Annotated in this window: 13 protein-coding genes; 12 read left to right on the forward strand and 1 reads right to left on the reverse strand. The window is 43.8% G+C overall.

Features of this window, described 5'->3' with window-relative positions; genetic code table 11:
• Positions 1 to 490 precede the first annotated feature (490 nt).
• The 7 genes from AC3CKG_RS21100 to AC3CKG_RS21130 all read left to right on the forward strand — a co-directional run bounded on the left by AC3CKG_RS21100 (position 491) and on the right by AC3CKG_RS21130 (position 11,225).
• The gene (locus AC3CKG_RS21100) at positions 491 to 1,432 is read left to right on the forward strand and encodes a lipase family alpha/beta hydrolase (protein WP_488529282.1); all 942 of its coding nucleotides are present in this window, start codon (positions 491 to 493) and stop codon (positions 1,430 to 1,432) included.
• A gap of 38 nt (positions 1,433 to 1,470) precedes the next feature.
• The gene (locus AC3CKG_RS21105; protein WP_488529283.1) at positions 1,471 to 2,364 is read left to right on the forward strand and encodes a lipase secretion chaperone; all 894 of its coding nucleotides are present in this window, start codon (positions 1,471 to 1,473) and stop codon (positions 2,362 to 2,364) included.
• Positions 2,365 to 2,675: 311 nt separating this feature from the next.
• The gene (locus tag AC3CKG_RS21110) at positions 2,676 to 4,697 is read left to right on the forward strand and encodes a prolyl oligopeptidase family serine peptidase (RefSeq protein ID WP_488529284.1); all 2,022 of its coding nucleotides are present in this window, start codon (positions 2,676 to 2,678) and stop codon (positions 4,695 to 4,697) included.
• A complete protein-coding gene (locus AC3CKG_RS21115; RefSeq protein ID WP_488529285.1) occupies positions 4,698 to 6,839 on the forward strand; it encodes a TonB-dependent hemoglobin/transferrin/lactoferrin family receptor in 2,142 nt (713 codons plus the stop codon).
• Positions 6,840 to 6,848: 9 nt separating this feature from the next.
• The gene (locus AC3CKG_RS21120; RefSeq protein WP_488529286.1) at positions 6,849 to 9,176 is read left to right on the forward strand and encodes a proprotein convertase P-domain-containing protein; all 2,328 of its coding nucleotides are present in this window, start codon (positions 6,849 to 6,851) and stop codon (positions 9,174 to 9,176) included.
• A gap of 4 nt (positions 9,177 to 9,180) precedes the next feature.
• Positions 9,181 to 10,665 (forward strand): Lcl domain-containing protein, encoded by a 1,485-nt coding sequence (locus AC3CKG_RS21125; RefSeq protein WP_488529287.1) that lies wholly within the window; start codon positions 9,181 to 9,183, stop codon positions 10,663 to 10,665.
• A 2-nt stretch (positions 10,666 to 10,667) separates the two neighbouring features.
• Complete coding sequence (locus tag AC3CKG_RS21130; protein ID WP_099165822.1) at positions 10,668 to 11,225, forward strand: Lcl C-terminal domain-containing protein; 558 nt, start codon at positions 10,668 to 10,670, stop codon at positions 11,223 to 11,225.
• A 115-nt stretch (positions 11,226 to 11,340) separates the two neighbouring features.
• On the opposite strand, the gene AC3CKG_RS21135 is transcribed toward AC3CKG_RS21130, so the two are convergent.
• A complete protein-coding gene (locus tag AC3CKG_RS21135) occupies positions 11,341 to 12,984 on the reverse strand; it encodes a methyl-accepting chemotaxis protein (RefSeq protein ID WP_488529288.1) in 1,644 nt (547 codons plus the stop codon).
• 466 nt (positions 12,985 to 13,450) lie between these two features.
• Between AC3CKG_RS21135 and AC3CKG_RS21140 the strand changes: the two genes are divergently transcribed.
• From AC3CKG_RS21140 to AC3CKG_RS21160, 5 genes are all read left to right on the forward strand, one after another.
• Positions 13,451 to 14,272 (forward strand): phosphate ABC transporter substrate-binding protein, encoded by an 822-nt coding sequence (locus AC3CKG_RS21140; RefSeq protein ID WP_017104886.1) that lies wholly within the window; start codon positions 13,451 to 13,453, stop codon positions 14,270 to 14,272.
• Between the two features lie 111 nt (positions 14,273 to 14,383).
• Positions 14,384 to 15,313: a phosphate ABC transporter permease subunit PstC gene (pstC, locus tag AC3CKG_RS21145; protein WP_004732040.1), complete on the forward strand. Its 930-nt coding sequence runs from the start codon at positions 14,384 to 14,386 to the stop codon at positions 15,311 to 15,313.
• A 15-nt stretch (positions 15,314 to 15,328) separates the two neighbouring features.
• Positions 15,329 to 16,192 (forward strand): phosphate ABC transporter permease PstA, encoded by an 864-nt coding sequence (pstA, locus tag AC3CKG_RS21150; protein ID WP_004732038.1) that lies wholly within the window; start codon positions 15,329 to 15,331, stop codon positions 16,190 to 16,192.
• A 90-nt stretch (positions 16,193 to 16,282) separates the two neighbouring features.
• Positions 16,283 to 17,032, forward strand: a complete 750-nt coding sequence (pstB, locus tag AC3CKG_RS21155) for a phosphate ABC transporter ATP-binding protein PstB (RefSeq protein ID WP_065111481.1) — start codon at positions 16,283 to 16,285, stop codon at positions 17,030 to 17,032.
• A 334-nt stretch (positions 17,033 to 17,366) separates the two neighbouring features.
• Positions 17,367 to 19,511 (forward strand): sensor domain-containing diguanylate cyclase, encoded by a 2,145-nt coding sequence (locus AC3CKG_RS21160; RefSeq protein WP_488529289.1) that lies wholly within the window; start codon positions 17,367 to 17,369, stop codon positions 19,509 to 19,511.
• Positions 19,512 to 19,520: the final 9 nt, after the last annotated feature.

Here is a 19,520-nt window from a genome sequence, read left to right on the forward strand (position 1 = left end):
TGTTGCCTATTGATAACTGGATAAGTAAATAACTGGTACGACCTATATCTAAAATCAATAATTCTCGTCAATATATTCAGGTTGTTGGCGTTTAATAACTGGCATAAGTATCAAATTTCCAACGGCTTTCTGATTGAGAAATAATCGATTCGAAGCGAGTGATTTATCATTTAATATTCAATTTTGATGAACTATGACTCGCCAATTCGTTGTCGTAGATTTAAACGAGATTCATTGTTTTGTGGATGCTGGATTTATAATTGGGTCGACATAATTGAAAGCGTAGCTTTATGGCTTTTGATTAAATGTTAATTCAATCAATTGGTTATGCTATTGATATTTTGGTCTGATTTTGTTTGTCTAATGTTCATCACAACTGTTTAATTCAAGTTCAATATCACAAATATCGAGTTGCTATTTTATGTTTTATAAAATCATCAACTACGGTTCTTTTACTCATCAGAGGTCTAATCTGTTTAAGGAAAGAGCATTGAAAAAGATATTAATTTGGACGATAGCCTGCCTATCCAGTTTTGGTGTCTATGCCGGAACAAGCGCATCGGCATTAGAGGTCAGTGGATACACACAAACGAAATACCCCATTATGTTGGTACATGGTTTGTTTGGTTTCGATACATTAGCGGGTGTCGATTACTTCTATGGTGTACCTGAATCCCTAACCAAAGATGGTGCGAGCGTCTACGTAGCGCAAGTATCAGCGACTAACAGCTCTGAAGTGCGTGGAGAACAGTTGCTGGCTCAAGTTGAAACACTGTTAGCCGCGACAGGGGCTAGTAAGGTAAATCTGGTTGGTCACAGCCACGGCGGACCAACAGCACGCTATGTGGCATCAGTTCGTCCTGATCTGGTAGCCTCAGTGACAAGCATTGGTGGCGTCCATAAAGGATCTAAAGTTGCCGATCTCGTGCGTGGAAGCGTATCAGAAGGCTCAGCTGCGGAGGGTATCGCGGTTAAGTTGGCTGGTGGATTGACGACGCTCATCAACCTCTTATCTGGTGGAACGGATCTTGACCAAGATGGCCTTGCATCTCTTGAAGCGTTGACCACTGAAGGTTCGCTTGCATTCAACCAGTTTTACCCTGAAGGCGTTCCGACGTCTGCGTGTGGTGATGGTGAATGGCAAGCAAACAACGGTGTTTATTACTATTCATGGACAGGATCTTCCACTTTTACCAACCTTCTTGATCCTACCGACGGAGCGATGACAATCCTTGGTTTAGCTTTTAATGAACCTAATGATGGGTTAGTGGGAGCATGTAGCGCGCATTTGGGCAAAGTGATTGGTGATGATTACAAAATGAACCACCTAGACGAGATTAACGGGTTGTTGGGTATTCATCACCTCTTTGAGACTGATCCAGTGACGTTATATCGCCAACACGCGAATCGATTGAAGTTAGCAGGCCTGTAAGTCGCGCTGCCAAAAGTTAAGTTCATAAGGAAAATATAATGAAAAAGACCGCCATTTTGTCGATAACCACGATAGCCCTGATGAGCACAGCGGCGGTCTTTTTATATCTAAAGAAGGAAGATACCAGTTCATATAATAACAACGCACAAAGCGTTTCTTCATTGAAGGTTAGCTCTCAACAAGATACCGAAATCGATAGTGCGTCAGCCAAAGACATGATGGAATATTTCGTGTCAGGCAATACAGAATTAACCCTCGAAGAGATTCGTGACAATGTGGCAAATCACCATGATCAATCACAAGCAGCGGTGGTCGATGAAGCATTGTTCGCAAAGTATCTTGAGTACAAGTCGGCACTGACAACATTGGATGTTCAATTCGACACCACCTCAATATCTGCAGAGGACTTACGCGCACTGAATCAAGCTCTGCTTGACCTTCAAACTCAATTTTTCAGTGAGAGCGAGATAAGTATTCTGTTTACCCATGACAATAAACTGAGGGAAATCGCTTTAGAAAAGTTACTTCTGAAACAAGAAGGGCTAGAGGAACAAGAATATCAGCAAAGACTTGAATCTTACCTATCTGAACAACCCGATTATGTTCAGTCCAGTCATCAAAATCAGGTGTTATTACAGCAACTATCCAGCTCACAAGGCCTAGATGAACAAGGCAAATACTTGAAGAGAAACGAACTGGTTGGCGAAGAAGCGACACAGAGGCTTGAAGCACTCGATCAACAAAGAGCGAGCTTTGAAAATTCGTTAGATATTTACTTTTCAGAACGAAATGACATTTTGAATGACTCAGCCCTCTCAGAAATTGAACAAAAAGAGACGATCGCTCAGCTTAGAGAAGATCATTTTCAGCCACAACAGCTGAGAAGGGTAGAAGCGATTGAAAGAATCAGAGCCGCTGAGAACGGCCAGTAAGGTTTGGTTAACTAACGACGTTAGCCAAATTTTCAAAATTGCCTTAGTGGAGGTAGTGGCTTCACAAACTTAGTAAACGTTTGCTTATGCTGTAAATGGTCTGTTTTCCGGTTGAACTAAACACTATCGACTGATTTATCAGGATTATCTAAATATAAATTCCTTCCAGAATTACAATAGTAATCCATCATTAATTGATACTCCTCTTGCGACTAACTTCACAAATTTATGTAAATGATAATTGATCTCATTATCGTTTGGGTGCAGTATACGCGAAATTTATTAAATTAGCGTATGGATTTGTTGTATTTATGAAAGCGTGTGTGTTGTTAGCTTTTGCGCTCCTACTAACAGGAACTGTTAGCGCTTCAGATCAGTTCTCTTGGCTCAGAGATGATTCCCGTAGTGCGAATAAAGTACTTAATTATCTTAATCAACAGAATGATAAAACTCAGTTGCATCAAGAACATATTCGATCTCTGAGCGAATCCCTACAAAAGAAATGGCAAAACAATCGTCCTGAACGAGCCGATAGACCATGGCAGGAAATCGGTGGCTACGAGTATGCGATCCTAAATCACAAGGGCAAAAGAGCCTTGTTGTCCCGATCAGTTGGGAGTAAGGGTTTGACCGAGTTGCTTAACATTGATGCTCGTTCTGCGGAGTACAATTACTATCAGTTAGGTGATTGGGCACTAGACTCAACTAAAACGAAGCTCGCAATAGCAGAAGATATTACGGGCACTGAACAGTATCGAGTGAGTGTTGTTGATCTTAAAACTCAGCAAGTCACACCAGTAGCTCAAAATGTAGACAGTTCGCTTGCGTGGTCGAAAGACGGTCAATCTCTGTATTTGATTCAACTTGAACAACAAACTTCGAGACCTTATGCGCTAACGAAATACTTCTTAAATGAGTCAAAGCCGATTCAATTAACGGAAGAGCTGGACTCCGCTTGGTTGCTTTCGTATTACCTTTCAAGTGATAAGCAATTTGCTGTGGTTCAGGCAAACAGTGAAAACTCCAGCGAGCAACGTTTGTTAAACCTTGATAGTGGTGAAATCTCTAAACCACTTTTACCACGCAAAGCCGGAGTGGAATACTACGTTGATGTTGCGGGTTCTATGTTGTTTGCCAACAGCAATCACGACCGCAATGATTTTACTTTTTACTCTGCACCCCTTACTCAGACTACAGATATCAACCTTTGGCGAACGGTTTTTGAACCAACGGACGAATCTAGAATCAGTAACTTCTATTTGTTTGAGTCTGGCGCTGTTGTTGTGAGTCAGAGTGGCGCGTCTCAATCTTTGCACTTCTTCGATGGTGACAATCGCTATCGCTCAAGCCAGTTATTGGCTGACGCAGGCCAAGCTGCTTGGGTAAGCCAAGTGGGCGATTACCGCAGTAATAAACTCCATATCCGTAGTATGTCCCTTACCCAGCCCGCTAAGTGGGACAGCTTAAATACACAAACTCTGCAACGAGATTTGTTCTCTCAAGACGATTACCCTCAATACCAACAATCAGCGTATCAAGCCGAGCAAGTCATGGTGGATTCTGGTGGGGTAACGATTCCAGTCACACTGGCTTATCGCGAAGACAAATTGACTAAGACCACACCAGTGTTTTTATACGGGTACGGTGCTTATGGCATGACGATGAAGCCCTACTTTATGCCCCAAGTCATTAGTCTACTTGATGAGGGTGTAATTTATGCGATTGCACATGTTCGAGGTGGGGGCTTCTATGGTGACGCTTGGTATCAAGCAGGTAAGGGGATCAACAAAGAAAATGCCATCTTGGATTTCATCGCCGCTGCTCGTGATTTGACGACATACAATCTAGGTAAGCGCTCTATTTACGCGATGGGTGGAAGTGCTGGTGGCACTCTTGTTGCTGCCGCCTTAAATCAGGCTCCTGACTTGTTTGATGGTGCTGTCCTTAAAGTGCCCTTTGTCGACGTTGTGAACAGCATGTCTGATTCTGAATTGCCTCTAACGGCTCAGCAGTACGGTGAGTGGGGCAACCCAAATATCGCCGATGAATTGAAGGTAATGCAGCAATATGATCCTTATCTGAATCTTAGCGAACAAAATTACCCACCAATATTGATTCAGGTTGGCCTGAATGACAGCCGCGTACCTTATTGGGAAGGGGCTAAGTATTACGCAAAACTAAGCGAGCTAACGACTGGAAGTGGTCCCTATCTATTGTCGACAAACTTTACTCAAGGACATTCGACAGATAGACGACAGTCTTTAGCACAACAAGCGTTTGAATACGCATTCCTTTTATCACTTACCCTGAAAGACATTAAAGCGGAGCAGTAAATGAAGCTTTCCCCCCTATCAGCGGCAGTACTGAGCGTACTTGCTGCCAACGTCGTGCACGCCGAATCTGAGGTTTACCACTTTGAAGAAGTGATTGTAACAGCCAATAAAATAGAGCAACCGTTATCTGAAGTAGCAGGTTCAGTAGCCGTGATCACAGGTGAAGAGCTAGAAAAAAAAGGCGCAACGGAGCTTTATGATGCAATAAAGAGTGAGCCTGGTGTCAGTGTTTCTGGGGGAGCCGGTCGACCTCAAAACATTACGATCCGTGGGATGACAGGTAACCGGATTTTGATTGTGAAAGACGGAATAAAGTCTGCTGATGGCTTTGGTGCCAACGATATCAATGACAAGGTAGGGCGTAACTCGTTTGATATGTCTAACTTGGAAAGTATTGAGGTTATAAAAGGGGCGAGTTCATCCGTTTACGGTTCAGGCGCTATCGGTGGCGTTGTGGTGGTTAGGACGAAAAAGCCGGGAGATTACCTCGGAGATAAAGACTTCTACAGCGACGTCTCTGCAACCTATACCGGTATCAGTAATAAATACAAAGGTGCGACAAACCTCGCTTTCCGTTCAGGAAAATTCGAAAGCTTAGTCAACCTTTCTTATTGGGAAGGTGAAGAAACCCGTAACTTTGATGAGGACCTCTATAACCGAGACATAGATGGCGTCGGTGGTGGTTACACCCTAAATTATTGGTCAAGTGATACCCTGATGCTCAAAGGCAATGTCGAGTATTACAAAGATAATCTAAGTCGAAAAGAAGGATCCTCTAAGATCCAAAAAGACGGAAAATGGGACACTGAAGATTTTGACCAACAGTCTTATACCGAGACGTTTTCTGCGTATGCGGGGTTTGAGTACCTACCTGCCAATACTTGGTTTGAAGAATTAGATGCCAAGATCTATTGGCGTGATATGACTAATGAAGATACCACTAATCGTTTGATGTCTCGAACCAACAATAACGTTTCCGAGTTACGTAGAACGATTGATGTTCGTGGTTTTACGGATCAGCTTCTTGGTGCAAACGCCGATTTTATTAGTGCCTTCCAACATCAAAACATGAGCCATACCTTGTCTTATGGTGTGAATATGGAAACCAACCTCCATGAGCGTCCAAGTCAATCGTCTGTTTTAGACTGGAACGGAGTGTCACTTAACGCGGATGTCCCTTTTGCTCCAGCTCGCTCTTACAATTTTGCTGCTTTTATTCGTGACGCGATTGAAATTGAGCATTGGACTGTGACGGCAGGAGCCCGTTTTGATTTACACCAGTTGAAACCTGAGTCACAGAGCACAATCAATGGCTATGAAGTGAAGGAGCAAAATTCGAGTGAGTTTTCCCCTAGCTTATCGGTGAGTTATCAGTTAACAGACTCGCTAAATACATACCTTTCGTACAACCACGGCTTTAGAGCACCGGGTTATGACAAAATTTATGGTTATCAGAACCATGATTTTGTCCCAATTACCCCATTTGTCATTGTGCCTAATATGGACCTAGAGGCCGAAACCAGTGATTCGTTTGAATTAGGCAGTAAGTTTGATAATGGACAAACACAGCTATATGCGGCCGTTTTCTATCAGAAGTTCGATAATTTTATCGACGTTAAACAGATCACATTTGTACCGGATCCAAATACAGGTAATTACTACAAGCAGTATCAAAACGTAAATGGAGTCGAGACATATGGCATTGAAGCTTCTCTCGCACACCGTTTAAGCGATTTTTGGAGTGTGAGTACTAAAGTCGGCTACGTTGATGGAGAAGATGAGGATGGAGAAAAAGTTCGTACGCTAACACCTTGGGAAGGCAATGCCGAGGTGACTTATGACGATAACGCCTTCTCCGCTTATGCGCAGGTTAATTGGGCGCAAGCGATGGATAATGTCCCTCAATGTGAAGATGATTTAGGTATCGTTACTGATTGTGCGACCACCTCTGGCTGGGCGAGTGTTGACTTGGGGGTAAGTTACTCTTGGAACTTTGGCTTGGATGTCAGCGCCAATGTGATGAACCTATTCGACAAAGAATACATCCGATACCAAGATGTGGCGGGCATTGCGAACAGCAATAAAATCTACTCCACAGAACCTGGCCGTTACTTCACCGTTAACGCCAAGTATGCGTTTTAAGGAGGACACATGAAAAAGAGTCCTCTATACCTCGCTTTGTTGTTGGTTTCAGCAACAAGCAGTGCTGCCGAGTGGGATTACCCAATTGGTAATACCGTTGTGACAACGCAACAAGAAGCTAAGGCTTATTTAGAAGAAGCTTATCCTGACGTTGGTACGCTGAGGTTTCGCTATGAAACACAGTCTAAGTTGGGGCGTCACTACAACTTCGATGTATTGATCGAAGGTGAGTACCAACAACAGAAATCTGTGGTTCTATCCACTAACTCTGACGAACAGGTGTCGCGTGTTTTCAGAAGCTTAGAAAATACCGTGTTACTCAACGGAAATCCGACAACGGCTGCTGAGCTGGAAGTTCCTCGTTTATTAGAAGCAGAGCGAGCGCCAAGCTTAAGCAGTGGGCAAGTTGTTGCTACTCATGTGAACGTGTTTAGTCCAGATTTGAGAACCATGGACAGAGCAGCACCACCAGAAACTTTATTAACCGATGTCAGCCAATACCCGAGTCTTCCACATTATGTACAAACTGATGTGGAGGTATTGAACCATAGCGATGGTATCTACCTTACCAATGCTCGTGTATCTCAGGTTGATGCAACAGCCTTGTATTCACTTGACCCAGACTCAGGTGCGACAACGGACCGTGACACTTCAAATTTTCTCGCAGCTGAAGGTCTCACAAAGTTTGCCGATCTGAACGAGCTGCAAAATGTGGATTGGCAAGATGTGCGATTCCCTCAATTGATGGTATTTGCCCATCTAGATCAGTCCTTAAGCTATATCAGTAGCTTGGGCTTTGATCTGTTTGATGCCCCGCTTGAGTTCGATGGCAGAGGCTTATCTGCAGATAACTCGACATACTATTATGGCCCCAAAGCGGCTTTGTTTGGTATCGGCGGTGGCTCTCCAGATGCATTAGATGGTGACGTAATTCTGCATGAGCTTGGACATGGAATTCATTATCACATAGTAAAAGATTGGGCTTATGGTCATACAGGTGCCATCGGCGAAGGGTTTGGAGACTACTGGGCGGGCAGCTTTAGCTTTCGTACTCAATATGAAAATGCACAGACTCGCGGGCAAGAGTTCGAGATAGATACTGTTTTTAACTGGGATGGTTACTTTGGCGTAAGAAATACCACTCGTAGCCTATGGAACCAAAGAGCACGTTACTTTAGACAAGCGGAATATCGTCCGCATGAAAGTGTTGCTGGTGAGTTAGGCGATGAGCTTTGGTCAACACCACTGTTCCAAGCTCTGAAAGCATCGGTTGAACAATATGGTGAGCTCGCTTTTAAAGAGTTCGATTCAATCATACTCGAGTCTATGTACGGGCTAGGTCGTGGATTGAAAATGCACGACCTAGCTGAGAGCACACTGTTTGTGGCTCAAAAGCTGTATCCGAATCGAGATTATGCCGAAATATTGAAGCAAAAGTTTGATGTGAATGGATTGATCATTGAGCCATTTAAAGTAGAGGTTCCTGATCGTTATGTTAATCCAAAGAAGCCGTTGACGATGGAATTGTACCCGACGTTGAGACAGGCTCAAGTGGATGGCCAAATTAATATTTCAGGATTGATGAAGTCGTTTGTTAGTCCTCCTGTTAACCAACTAACGATTGAAGCGACACTTACGACAGGTGAGATGTGTGGTTCTTCAGTCGCGATGAATACGAGTGTCGATTACCGATACAACGACGCCCTCAAATCACAAAATTGGAAACATGATTTGTCTCTTGTATATGGCTTACCTGTACTCGAATCCGATATCAAAGAAGTGAACAGTTACCTTCCTGATAGCCGGTTTAGCTCAACTAATCAGCCGATCGTTGGCTTCAAAACATTCAATTTCACTCTAAATGGCACGGCTCAGACCGCAGACGAAAATTTCGGTCTGTATTTAGATATCGATCACCCTCGGTTGAGTGATTTAGTGGTGACCCTTATTTCTCCGAAGGGAACACGAGTCGATTTACTTAACCATAAATCGACGCGATTTTCTGGCTTTGATGGTTACTTCACACTTAAGCATGACTCGGTTCTTGATTCGTTTAAGGGGGAGCCTATTAACGGGTCTTGGCGTTTAGAAATTGCCGATTACGTAAATGGTGAAACTGGGCACTTAAAACGGTGGGGGCTTGGCACGATTTCGAAATACGAATGTGGAGAAACAACGACTTCACCACAAGAACCAACAGTTACCAGTGGCTCTTCTGGTGGTTCAGCTTCACTCATATCAATTCTATTCATGTCCTTGCTCTCGTTCGGCAGGTCATTTGGTACGCGTTACTTGTCTCTAATGGCAAGGCTCTTTACAAACAAAACAAGAAGATAACTCTATGAAACCTCAATTGACAATTTTGGCCATCTCTTTGGCTCTTGCTGGCTGCGGTGGTTCGGGCGGTTCCGATACCTCTGCATCAGCAGCACCAACCTATACCGTGTCAGGTACAGTGACAGCACAGAATGTAGATTTACAAAGTAAGGTCTGTGCAGACATAAATCAAAACTACATGTGTGAGAGTGGAGAACCAAGCTCGACGGCTAACGCGAATGGCGAATTTAGTATTACTAGTACTAAGAAGTCGATTTTATCGGTTCCTTTGTTAGCTCAGGTGGATACGGGGATTGCAGCCAATAGCACGAGCGCTTCTGCATCTTCTTACGCTTATATTGCCGCTCCCGGTCTTCAAAAAAATACGGGAAATGAGATTAATGGTATCAGTTCACTATTGGCGGGTTATGTTGCTGACGGATTGACGGTAGCTGAAGCTAACAACAAATTAAAAGCGCAGTTGGCGAAAAGTGGCATCACTATATCTGGCGATATTCAAGACGATTTATCTGCATCTGAACTCGCGAGTCTGGAACAAAATATCGTATCAACAATTAAGGCGTTTAAGCACTCTAATCGTGCGTTCATGCTGGCTCAATTGAGTGCGAAATTTGATAAGAGTGCGGCCGATTATGTAGGTGGAGTACTCACTAATGACCAAGTTACTGCTTTTGCGAATTTCCTCGAAGGAGAGTTAAAAGCTTCGACAGCATTGAATGATACGGGTGTTTTACGCTATTTCTCAGATATCGATGACACACAAAATGTCGTTGAACCACAGAGTTCATTCCCAGGTCAAGATGCAGAATACGGCTTTGATAAAACAGAGCTGAATGACAATACCGGCAATGGTTTCCAGTTCGCAAAGTTAGATTCAAGTGGTCAGGTGCTTGCTGATGATGCTGCGGAGTGGTCTTGTGTTTTGGATCAACGCAGTGGCTTGATTTGGGAATCTAAAACGGATGACGAAAGCTCTATTCAATATAAAGATCGCATATTAGCGCTTGAGCTACCCGGACTAGTAACGCCTTACGATCAAGATGTTGATTTAGCGACGTGTAAAACGAAAGGCGATGCGATATGTACCACTCAAGATTACGTTGAACATATCAATGCAATGAACTTATGCGGCAAGTCAGATTGGCGCTTGCCAACATTCAATGAATTCTACAACGTGCTCGACTTCGGTGAGACAGAAACCAACTCGGATGGTGAAGTTTATGGTTTAACTTACAAGTACTTCCCACATCAAACCCTTGGTATTGACTATACGGCTTACACTGGTTCGGTATGGACTCAATCCATTACTTATAGCCAATATACAAACACAGCTGTTGAAGGTGGCTTCTATTACAACGAGATTGGAACCCAGGGTTCAGACAGAGGGGTTGTTGGTTCTATAGAGATCTATTCAGGTGATGTTGATTCTTCGGATAATTATGACTCGTTCCAATTCCCAATTCGTTTAGTTTCACTACAAGGTCAATAGATATGAAAAATTTACTCTCCATCACTTTAATGGCTCTGTTTTCTGCGGGTGCAATGGCACAAGAGTGCAGTTTAGATATGGAAAAATCGGCTCCGAGCACGCGTTATGTTGCGAATGATAATGGGACGTTTAGCGATGAACTGACAGGGTTAACTTGGATGCGTTGCCAACTGGGTAAAACTTGGGATACGAAGACATTAGCTTGTAGTGGGCCTGCTGAAACGTATCACTGGCAGAGTGCGCTTTCTATGGTTGAATCAATTAATGATCAGAGTGGCAGTCATGCGTTGCATCAGTTCGGTGGTGAAAAAGAGTGGCGCTTGCCAAACATCAAAGAGTTAGTGTCATTAAAAGAAGTGGCTTGCCACTCTCCAGCAATGAGTCACAAGGTGTTTGGTGATACGTTTAACGTTGAAGCTGGAAACTTAGCCGTTTATATATGGAGTTCAACTCCTGCGAGTGATGGTCAGAGCGTGATGACGTTTGATTCGATTAATGGTGAGGTTTACCAGTACAACGCCGCACAATATAAATTTAGCGTCTTGTTAGTTGCAGAATGATTTAGTTCTTAATGCGTAAATAAAAAGGCCGTGGTTTTCCACGGCCTTTTAGGTTCTGGTATATAGGTCTTAACTTAGATCTGAAGCTTAGACCTTGAAGCTTAGACTTTAAACCCTATACCTTAAAATAATCCAACTGCTGCTTTTGCTGCTCGGCTAAGTTAGATAGCTCGTGGCTCGCTGCTGCGGCTTGAGTAATACCGGTTACGTTTTGGCTTACTAGGCTGTAGATGTTTGAGATATTACGGTTGATGTCTGCAGTCACTTGGCTTTGTTCTTCTGCGGCAGAGGCAACCTGAGTGTTAATTTCTGTCATGTCGGTTACTGAGTTAGCAATACCAGAAAGGGCTGCGCTCACCTCGCCTGAGAGCGTTTGGTTGTGCTCTAACATAGACAGTGAACTGCTCATGCTCTCATTGGCGTTACCCGATTGAACCTGCAAGCCTTCGATAATTGCTTGGATCTCTTTGGTTGAATCTTGCGTACGAGCAGCCAGCATTCGAACTTCATCGGCTACCACTGCGAAACCACGGCCACTCTCACCAGCTCGTGCGGCTTCGATTGCGGCATTAAGTGCAAGCAGGTTAGTTTGTTCAGAGATACTTTGAATCACCTCAATCACTTTACCAATTTGTTCAGAGTGCTCTTTTAGCGTGCCTACAACGTTTGCCGCTTCGCTGAGTTGAATCGCCATTTGCTCATTGGCTTGGTTGCTTTCATTAAACAAGCTCATACTGTGCGTCGCCATTTCATCGGCTTGCTTAGACGCTGAGTCGGCTTGTACTGCATTCTCGTTTACGTGTGATGCTGTGCTCTCAAGTTGGTTCACGGCAGAAGCAACTTGCTCCACTTCTTGCTTCTCTTGATCAGAGTTAGCACTTGATTGCGTCATTACTGCCGCCAACTCTGTTGATGCTGACGCCACTTCAATACTGATTCGAGATAGCGAACTTACTGTGTCGCGCAATTGTTCAACGGATTTGTTTACGTCTTGGGCAAGGCGAGATATTTCGTTGTCGCCATGCTCTTCCGCTTTTACTAGCAGGTTACCTTTTGCTACTTCGCGCATGGTTTCTTGGATATTGCTAAGCGGCTTAACAATGATGCCAGCCAGCGTCCAGCTGATGACTAATGCGATTGAAAGAATCACTAACAGTGCGATGGTTGCGGTATTGAGTGTGCTGGTGTGTTGCTGGCCATTGATGTCCACTTCTTGAGTAGCAATACGGTTCAGTTGCTTTGAAAGGAGGTTGATAGCCTGCACCATTTCGTTACCCGCGTGACGATATTGGTCGATTGCGATCTGATAGCGGTTATCAAAGTCAGAAGGTAGCGTTGCGCTGCCATGCTTTGCTCTTAATAGAGGAAGCATAGTGGTGCGAGAAAAGTCGACGTAGTGATTCATCGCTTTGCTCATTGCGGCCACTTCATCTTGCATGCCTGGTACGGTATCAAGCGAGCTCAGTAGGCGAGAATTTTGGTCACGTTTTTGATTTAGCGTTTCGACAAGCGTTTTGACGTCGTCAGGATTAAATAAGCTATAGATTGCTTTGATGCGCATTCCGTAGCTGTTGTCGACGATTTCGCTAAGTTCTTCTTTATGTAGAATGAGTTGATCTGTTGCTGTTGATACATCTTTAAATGCATTTTCCAGTTTGTCACCACCGATAATGACACCCGTCAAAAGTAGTACGACGGAAAAGAGTACTGGAATAAGAATTTGTATTTTTATAGATAAGCCACTGAGAAGTTGTCGCATGTATTGTCCTTCTTTGAATAAGTAAATGAGCAGAAGCAATTGTTATTATTGTTATTAGTCAGTGATTCTAACTATTGAGAATGACAATTCAATCAGTAATAGATGCTATTTTTATATATGCGATAGGTATTTCATAAATTCTGATTATTTATCGTACAAACAAGGCTTTAGCCATTTTTAAGGTAGGGTTATTTAGCACAGAACCTTGTGTGGTATTAGGTAATAAGAGGGATGGCGAGATATTGAGCGGTTTGACTTAAATAGGTTGGAATGAATATTCAGTGCCTATGAGTGAGGCTAATTTATTACTTCAAGGTTATTTGGTAGGGGGAAAACAAGAAAATAAATTGTAGTTGTCATATAGGCTTCAATTAAGTGAAACACAACTGTCACATTCGGATTCTAAAGTAGGCCTCGTTCAAGCAAAACAACATTACGGCAATAACGCCACTAAAGGAAATTTGTGATGAAAAAGACAGTTATCGGTGCAATCGCACTACTAGGCGCTCTAACAGTGAATACAGCTTCAGCTAAAGAAACTATCTCTGTAGTTGGCTCTAACAGTGCTTCTCCACTGGTTGAAGTTTTTGCAGAAACCTACATGAATAAAGGCGAACCAGTGTTCATCGAAATTCAAGCTCCGGGTTCTTCTGCAGGCATCAAAGCAGCAAAAAATGGAAGTGCTGACCTTGGTATCTCTTCTCGTGACCTAAAAGAAGAAGAGAAAACAGCTGACCTGAAAGAGCTCGTTATCGCTCGTGACGGTATCGCAGTTGTTGTTAACCCAAATAACGAAGTATCTGCTCTTACAGCTGAGCAAATCACTTCAATCTACAAAGGTGACATCACTAACTGGAAAGATGTTGGTGGTGCAGACAAGCCAATCGTAGCAATCACTCGTGATACTGCATCTGGTACACGTGGTGCATTCGAAGACATCATGAAACTTAAGAAGAAGATTGGCGACAAGAAAGTATCGGCTATCTCTCAACGTGCTCAAGTTGCAAACGGTAACGGCGCACTTAAAGTTTCTGTAGCAAGCAACCCATACGCTATCGGCTTCATCTCTCTTGGTACTGTAGACAACACAGTTCAAGCTCTAACTATCGACGGCGCAGCAGCATCAGTTGATAACGTTAAGAACGGCTCTTACAAAGTTGCTCGTCCTTTCCTAGTTCTTTACAAAGCAGGCGCTCCAACAGCTGAAACTCAACAATTCCTAGACTGGATGGTTGCAGACGAAGCTCAAGCTATCGCTGGTAAGAAAGGCTACATCACAGTTAACTAATCTTAACTGACCAACACTTAATTATTGCTCAGCCTGCTTTAGGCTGAGCCTTTTCTTTCAACTTTGTTTATTTCGAGCTCTTTTTGAGCCACAAAGTTTGAGATTTTATATATGACCATCGCAAATAGTGAAAAGCTTATGAATACTGAAGCGACTCAAATCAATAAGCCGAGTCTACGTGCTAAGAAGCGCATTGACTGGAGAGAAAGAATCTTCCACGGCTTGTTCTTATCGAGTGCTGTAATCGGCATCGTATCACTAGCCGTTATCGCTTACTTTATCGTTGCAGAGAGTATCCCTGCATTCCAAGAGGCCGGTGTTTCTGGCATCGTTCTGGGTGTGGATTGGTTACCGCCAGCTCTATTCGGTGTTGCAACTATGATTGTTGCATCGATTGTCTCGACGCTTGGTGCCGTAGTTGTTGGTGTACCAGTTGGTGTATTAACCGCCATTTTTATCGCTGAGATTGCTCCTAAGCGTCTTGCCGATATTATTCGACCAGCAGTTGAGCTTCTCGCGGGTATCCCGTCGGTAGTTTACGGCTTCTTTGGTCTAGTAATCATCGTTCCTATGATTCAGAACATCTTCCAAGTACCAGCGGGTAACACTATCTTCGCGGGTATCATTGTTCTGGGTATCATGATTCTTCCTACCGTTATTACGGTTTCTGAAACTTCGATCCGCGCTGTACCTCGTACGTACAAAGAAGGCTCACTGGCACTGGGTGCTTCGAAAATCTACACGATTTTTAAATTACTCGTTCCTGCGGCACGTTCAGGCATTATGACGGGTGTGATTTTGGGCATCGGTCGTGCACTGGGTGAAACGATGGCAATCATCATGGTGATGGGTAATGCGCCAGCTATGCCAGAAGGTATTTTGGATTCGGCTCGTACGCTAACCGCAAACATTGCTATTGAAATGTCTTACGCAAGTGGCATTCACGCGAGTGCACTATACGCTACCGGCGTTGTGCTTCTGGTATTCATCATGATGTTAAATGGTGCTCTGCTTTATCTTAATCGTGAAAAAACGAAGTAGGCGAGGATTAGTAATATGGATCGCGTAAAACTAAAACAAGCACGTCAAATGAAAGATAATGTCTTGAAAGGCTTTATCTGGGCAGCAGCGGCAGTCACCGTTGGTTTCTTATTCTGGATCATTTGGTACATCCTATCGAATGGCCTTCAATACGTAGACTGGAACTTCATCACCGACGACTACACTCGTACCGGTGAAGAACGTGGTATTTTCCCAATGATCATTGCCACGATCTACATGGTTATCGCATCGATTGCAGTAGCGGCGCCACTCGGCATTATGACGGCGATATACCTAACTGAATACGCAAAAGTGGGCAGTAAACTGGTTAAAGTGATTCGTTTCTGTACCGAATCTTTAGCTGGTATTCCGTCGATTATCTTTGGTCTGTTCGGTATGACCTTCTTTGTTTCGATTCTTGGTCTTGGCTTCTCGATTCTGTCGGGTGCACTAACACTAAGTATCCTGATTCTTCCTGTAATCATTCGTACTACAGAAGAAGCATTGATGTCAGTACCACAAACTTATCGTGAAGGCTCATACGGCCTTGGCGCTTCAAAAATCTACACTATCTGGCGTTTGATCTTACCAAGCGCAATGCCAGGTATCTTAACTTCGGTCATTCTTAGTATTGGTCGTGTAATTGGCGAATCAGCACCTGTGTTCTTAACAGCAGGTATGGTGGCACGTGTTCCTGAATCGGTATTTGATTCTGGCCGTACACTAACGGTTCACTTATATAAGCTGACAACAGAGCTATTTACTATCGATGAGTGGAACCAAGCCTACGGCACGGCAACAGTCCTAATCGTATTGGTTCTCTTGATCAACATGGTTACAAAACTGATTGCGAGACGCTTCAACACGGCAACTTACTAAGCTCATTAGCTGGCTCAACAATCAAAAGAGCCCCCGTGATAAAGAAAGCATCAAGTTAGACACGAATTTAAGAATTTAGAGAATACGACAATGAACAAATTTGATATTGAGAACCTAGATCTGTTTTACGGCGAAAACCAAGCGCTTAAGTCTATCAACCTGCCAATCCCAACGCGTCAGGTAACGGCTCTGATTGGCCCATCGGGTTGTGGTAAATCGACGCTGCTACGTTGTTTGAACCGCATGAATGACCTAATTGAAGGCGTTACTATCAAAGGTAAGCTGGATATGGATGGCACGAACATCTACGGTAACATTGATGTGGCCGACTTGCGTATTCGCGTAGGTATGGTATTCCAAAAGCCAAACCCATTCCCAATGAGCATCTACGAGAACGTTGCTTACGGCTTACGAGCTCAAGGTATCAAAGACAAGAAACACATTGATGAAGTAGTAGAAAGCTCACTACGCAGTGCGGCACTTTGGGATGAAGTAAAAGATCGTCTTAAAGCACACGCGTTTGGTTTGTCTGGTGGTCAACAACAGCGTCTATGTATCGCTCGTACGATTGCAATGGAGCCGGATGTGATTTTGATGGATGAGCCTACATCGGCACTCGATCCAATCGCGACACACAAGATTGAAGAATTGATGGAAGACCTGAAGAAAGACTTCACTATCGTTATCGTAACGCACTCAATGCAGCAAGCGCGTCGTATTTCAGACCGCACGGCTTTCTTCCTAATGGGAGAGCTTGTAGAGCACAACGAAACGAGTGTTATCTTCAGCGAACCAAAAGATGATCGTACTAAAGGTTACGTAAACGGTGACTTTGGTTAATTCGATTAACTCAGTGCTGCTTTAGTTTTTTAAAAGGCAGTACGCTAACTGAAACGCAGGTTAGATAATCGAATAGATCGACAGAATTATCACTATAACTATAAGCGATGGAAGTTTTGCCCCACTTTAGGTGGGGCTTTTTTATGCCTCTAAAAAAGTCTTAATGTCGATGAAATTTTGGGCAGAAAATCCCATTTTTGTCGTTCTTCTCATGCTTGTGATAATGTAAAAATTGAAATTGCGACCCGCTTAACATCTCATTTTTAGTTACATTGATTGCATATCAATGCTTCGGTATTTTTGCTTCACTCTCATTCGCCAATGGACGGAAGCTGTGCCTGTTAAAGCCTTTGCAAAACAAATATCTGCTACTCGTGACCACCGTCTGTTGGCAGAATCTCTATTTGATTACCTTGTTGAGGTGCTTACTCCGAAAGGAATAGGAATATTTGCTGAGCCGATACTGGAAAGTGAGTCGTTGCCGCTATTTTCTTTTGGTGAGGTGACCTCTCTTTCAAGTTATCCCACGACCTTCTGGCCTTGGGTGTCGCAGTTCGACACGGCTGATGGTGTCTTGCCAATGGCCATCAATACCTGTAAGTGGGAGCACATGGAGGTGTTGGGTGGTGAGTCGTTTATCATGATGCTAGACAACGCGCCTGCCTGTAGAACTTATTTAATTGTCCAAAATTGCAATGCAGAAAAGATCAGCCAAACCTTCGACCAAGGGCTCGATGTTCTTCAATTAGCGGCAGCACGTTGGCAATGCATTCGTGCAGAAAAGAACGCTGCGCTGGAGATAAAATACAGAGACACACGTGAAGCGCAGTATCTTGATGAGATAAAGCTACGTGAGCTATTTGTAGAGAACATGAAGCTGGTTCATCAGGTTGCGTTAGAGCTTTCTAATCCTGAGTCGTTGGATGCATTGTATAAAGCGTCAGTAGAAGCCGTGCGCGACCGTCTAGGCTTTGACCGTGCGATCTTCATGTTACTCGATATGAAGAAGCGCTGTTTTAGCGGCACTTATGGTACTGATGAGGCCGGTAAAACCAACAGCGAACATCATACCCAGTACGACTTGCATCAACTCGAAGCGGAATACATCGAAGCGTTATCAGACAATCACACCAACTTGGTTATTATCGAACAGGCACCCCTCTACACCGAAGGAAAAGTAGTAGGGCAGGGCTGGAATGGAATGTTGATCTTACGTGAAGGTGATAAACCCGTTGGTTGGATTGCAATGGATAACTACATTCACCGTTCACCAATTACCAATTACCAAAAGCAGATGCTTGAATCCTTTGGTTCTCTGCTTTCTCAGATCTACATCCGCAAACGGCAAGAACAGAACATCCGCATGTTGCACTCAAGTATGGTGGAACTGTCTCGCTGCGATAGCGTAAGCGAAGTCTGTAAATCTGCGGTCAGTTTTGCTATTCAGCACTTAGGGATAGACCGGTTAGCGGTTTTTTTAACAGATAAAAGCTGCAGTTACATGCAAGGCACGTGGGGTACGGATATAAAAGGCGACATTGTTGATGAGTCCTATTACCGCTCAGAGCTGGTGGAACGTGACATTGTTGCTGCAGCTCGCGCTTGTCCTAATCAAGTCGCCTTTGAAGAGTCGGTGCCTATCTATCACGATTTCAATATTGTGGGAGTCGGTTGGACGGCAATGACGATGCTCACCACTAATACGGGTGAGCCGATTGCGTTTATAGCCGCGGACAATTTGTTAACTCGCAGCCCTTTAACCTCACAACTGCGTGAAGTGATACGTATCTTCGCTTCTAGTTTAGCTGAGGTGCTACAGAGAACCATGGCGCAAGAGGAGCTCAAAAAGCTTAATGAGACGCTAGAGCAAGAGGTCAGTAAGCGCACTCAAGAGCTTGAACGAGCCAATGAGCAGTTGGATATCATCTCTAAATTAGACCCGCTGACACGTCTTGGAAATCGGCGTATGTTGTCGCAGGTGTTAGATGATCTAAATTGCGATGATCAAGGGGCGTTTGCCATACAAGATGAAGTCACATTCGGATTGATACTGGTCGACCTTGATCATTTTGGTTTGTACAACACGGTTTATGGGCATACAGAAGGTGACGCTGCTCTGCGCACCATCGGCAAGATACTTAATGCCCATGTTCATAGCGATAAGGAAACCTTTTGTCGTATTGGTGGTGAGGAGTTTATGTTGTTGATGATCGGCACTCATCACTCTGAAACTAAACAGCGTGCAGAGTCGATCAGAAAATGCATTGAAGAGGCGAAGATCCTTCATTGTGAAAGCAGCACTAGCCAGTATTTAACCGCATCTGTCGGTTATGCTTCAATCACCTCTGATCAACGCCAATTCGATTTCGATCTACTGTATGGCAAGGCAGACAAAGCCTTGTATCAAGCCAAAGACTCAGGGCGAAATCGAATTGTCTCTGCTCTAAAGCGAAGAAAGGTCGCGACGCCACTGATTTAATCTGGCGTT

The organism is Vibrio sp. QJM3NY_15, assembly GCF_057785995.1.

Coding starts and splice junctions, on each gene's coding strand:
- AC3CKG_RS21130 (WP_099165822.1), top strand. CDS start 10,668: ATGAAAAATTTACTCTCCATCACTTTAATGGCTCTGTTTTCTGCGGGT.
- AC3CKG_RS21105 (WP_488529283.1), top strand. CDS start 1,471: ATGAAAAAGACCGCCATTTTGTCGATAACCACGATAGCCCTGATGAGC.
- AC3CKG_RS21125 (WP_488529287.1), top strand. CDS start 9,181: ATGAAACCTCAATTGACAATTTTGGCCATCTCTTTGGCTCTTGCTGGC.
- AC3CKG_RS21110 (WP_488529284.1), top strand. CDS start 2,676: ATGAAAGCGTGTGTGTTGTTAGCTTTTGCGCTCCTACTAACAGGAACT.
- AC3CKG_RS21140 (WP_017104886.1), top strand. CDS start 13,451: ATGAAAAAGACAGTTATCGGTGCAATCGCACTACTAGGCGCTCTAACA.
- AC3CKG_RS21115 (WP_488529285.1), top strand. CDS start 4,698: ATGAAGCTTTCCCCCCTATCAGCGGCAGTACTGAGCGTACTTGCTGCC.
- pstA (WP_004732038.1), top strand. CDS start 15,329: ATGGATCGCGTAAAACTAAAACAAGCACGTCAAATGAAAGATAATGTC.
- pstB (WP_065111481.1), top strand. CDS start 16,283: ATGAACAAATTTGATATTGAGAACCTAGATCTGTTTTACGGCGAAAAC.
- AC3CKG_RS21135 (WP_488529288.1), bottom strand. CDS start 12,984: ATGCGACAACTTCTCAGTGGCTTATCTATAAAAATACAAATTCTTATT.
- pstC (WP_004732040.1), top strand. CDS start 14,384: ATGACCATCGCAAATAGTGAAAAGCTTATGAATACTGAAGCGACTCAA.
- AC3CKG_RS21120 (WP_488529286.1), top strand. CDS start 6,849: ATGAAAAAGAGTCCTCTATACCTCGCTTTGTTGTTGGTTTCAGCAACA.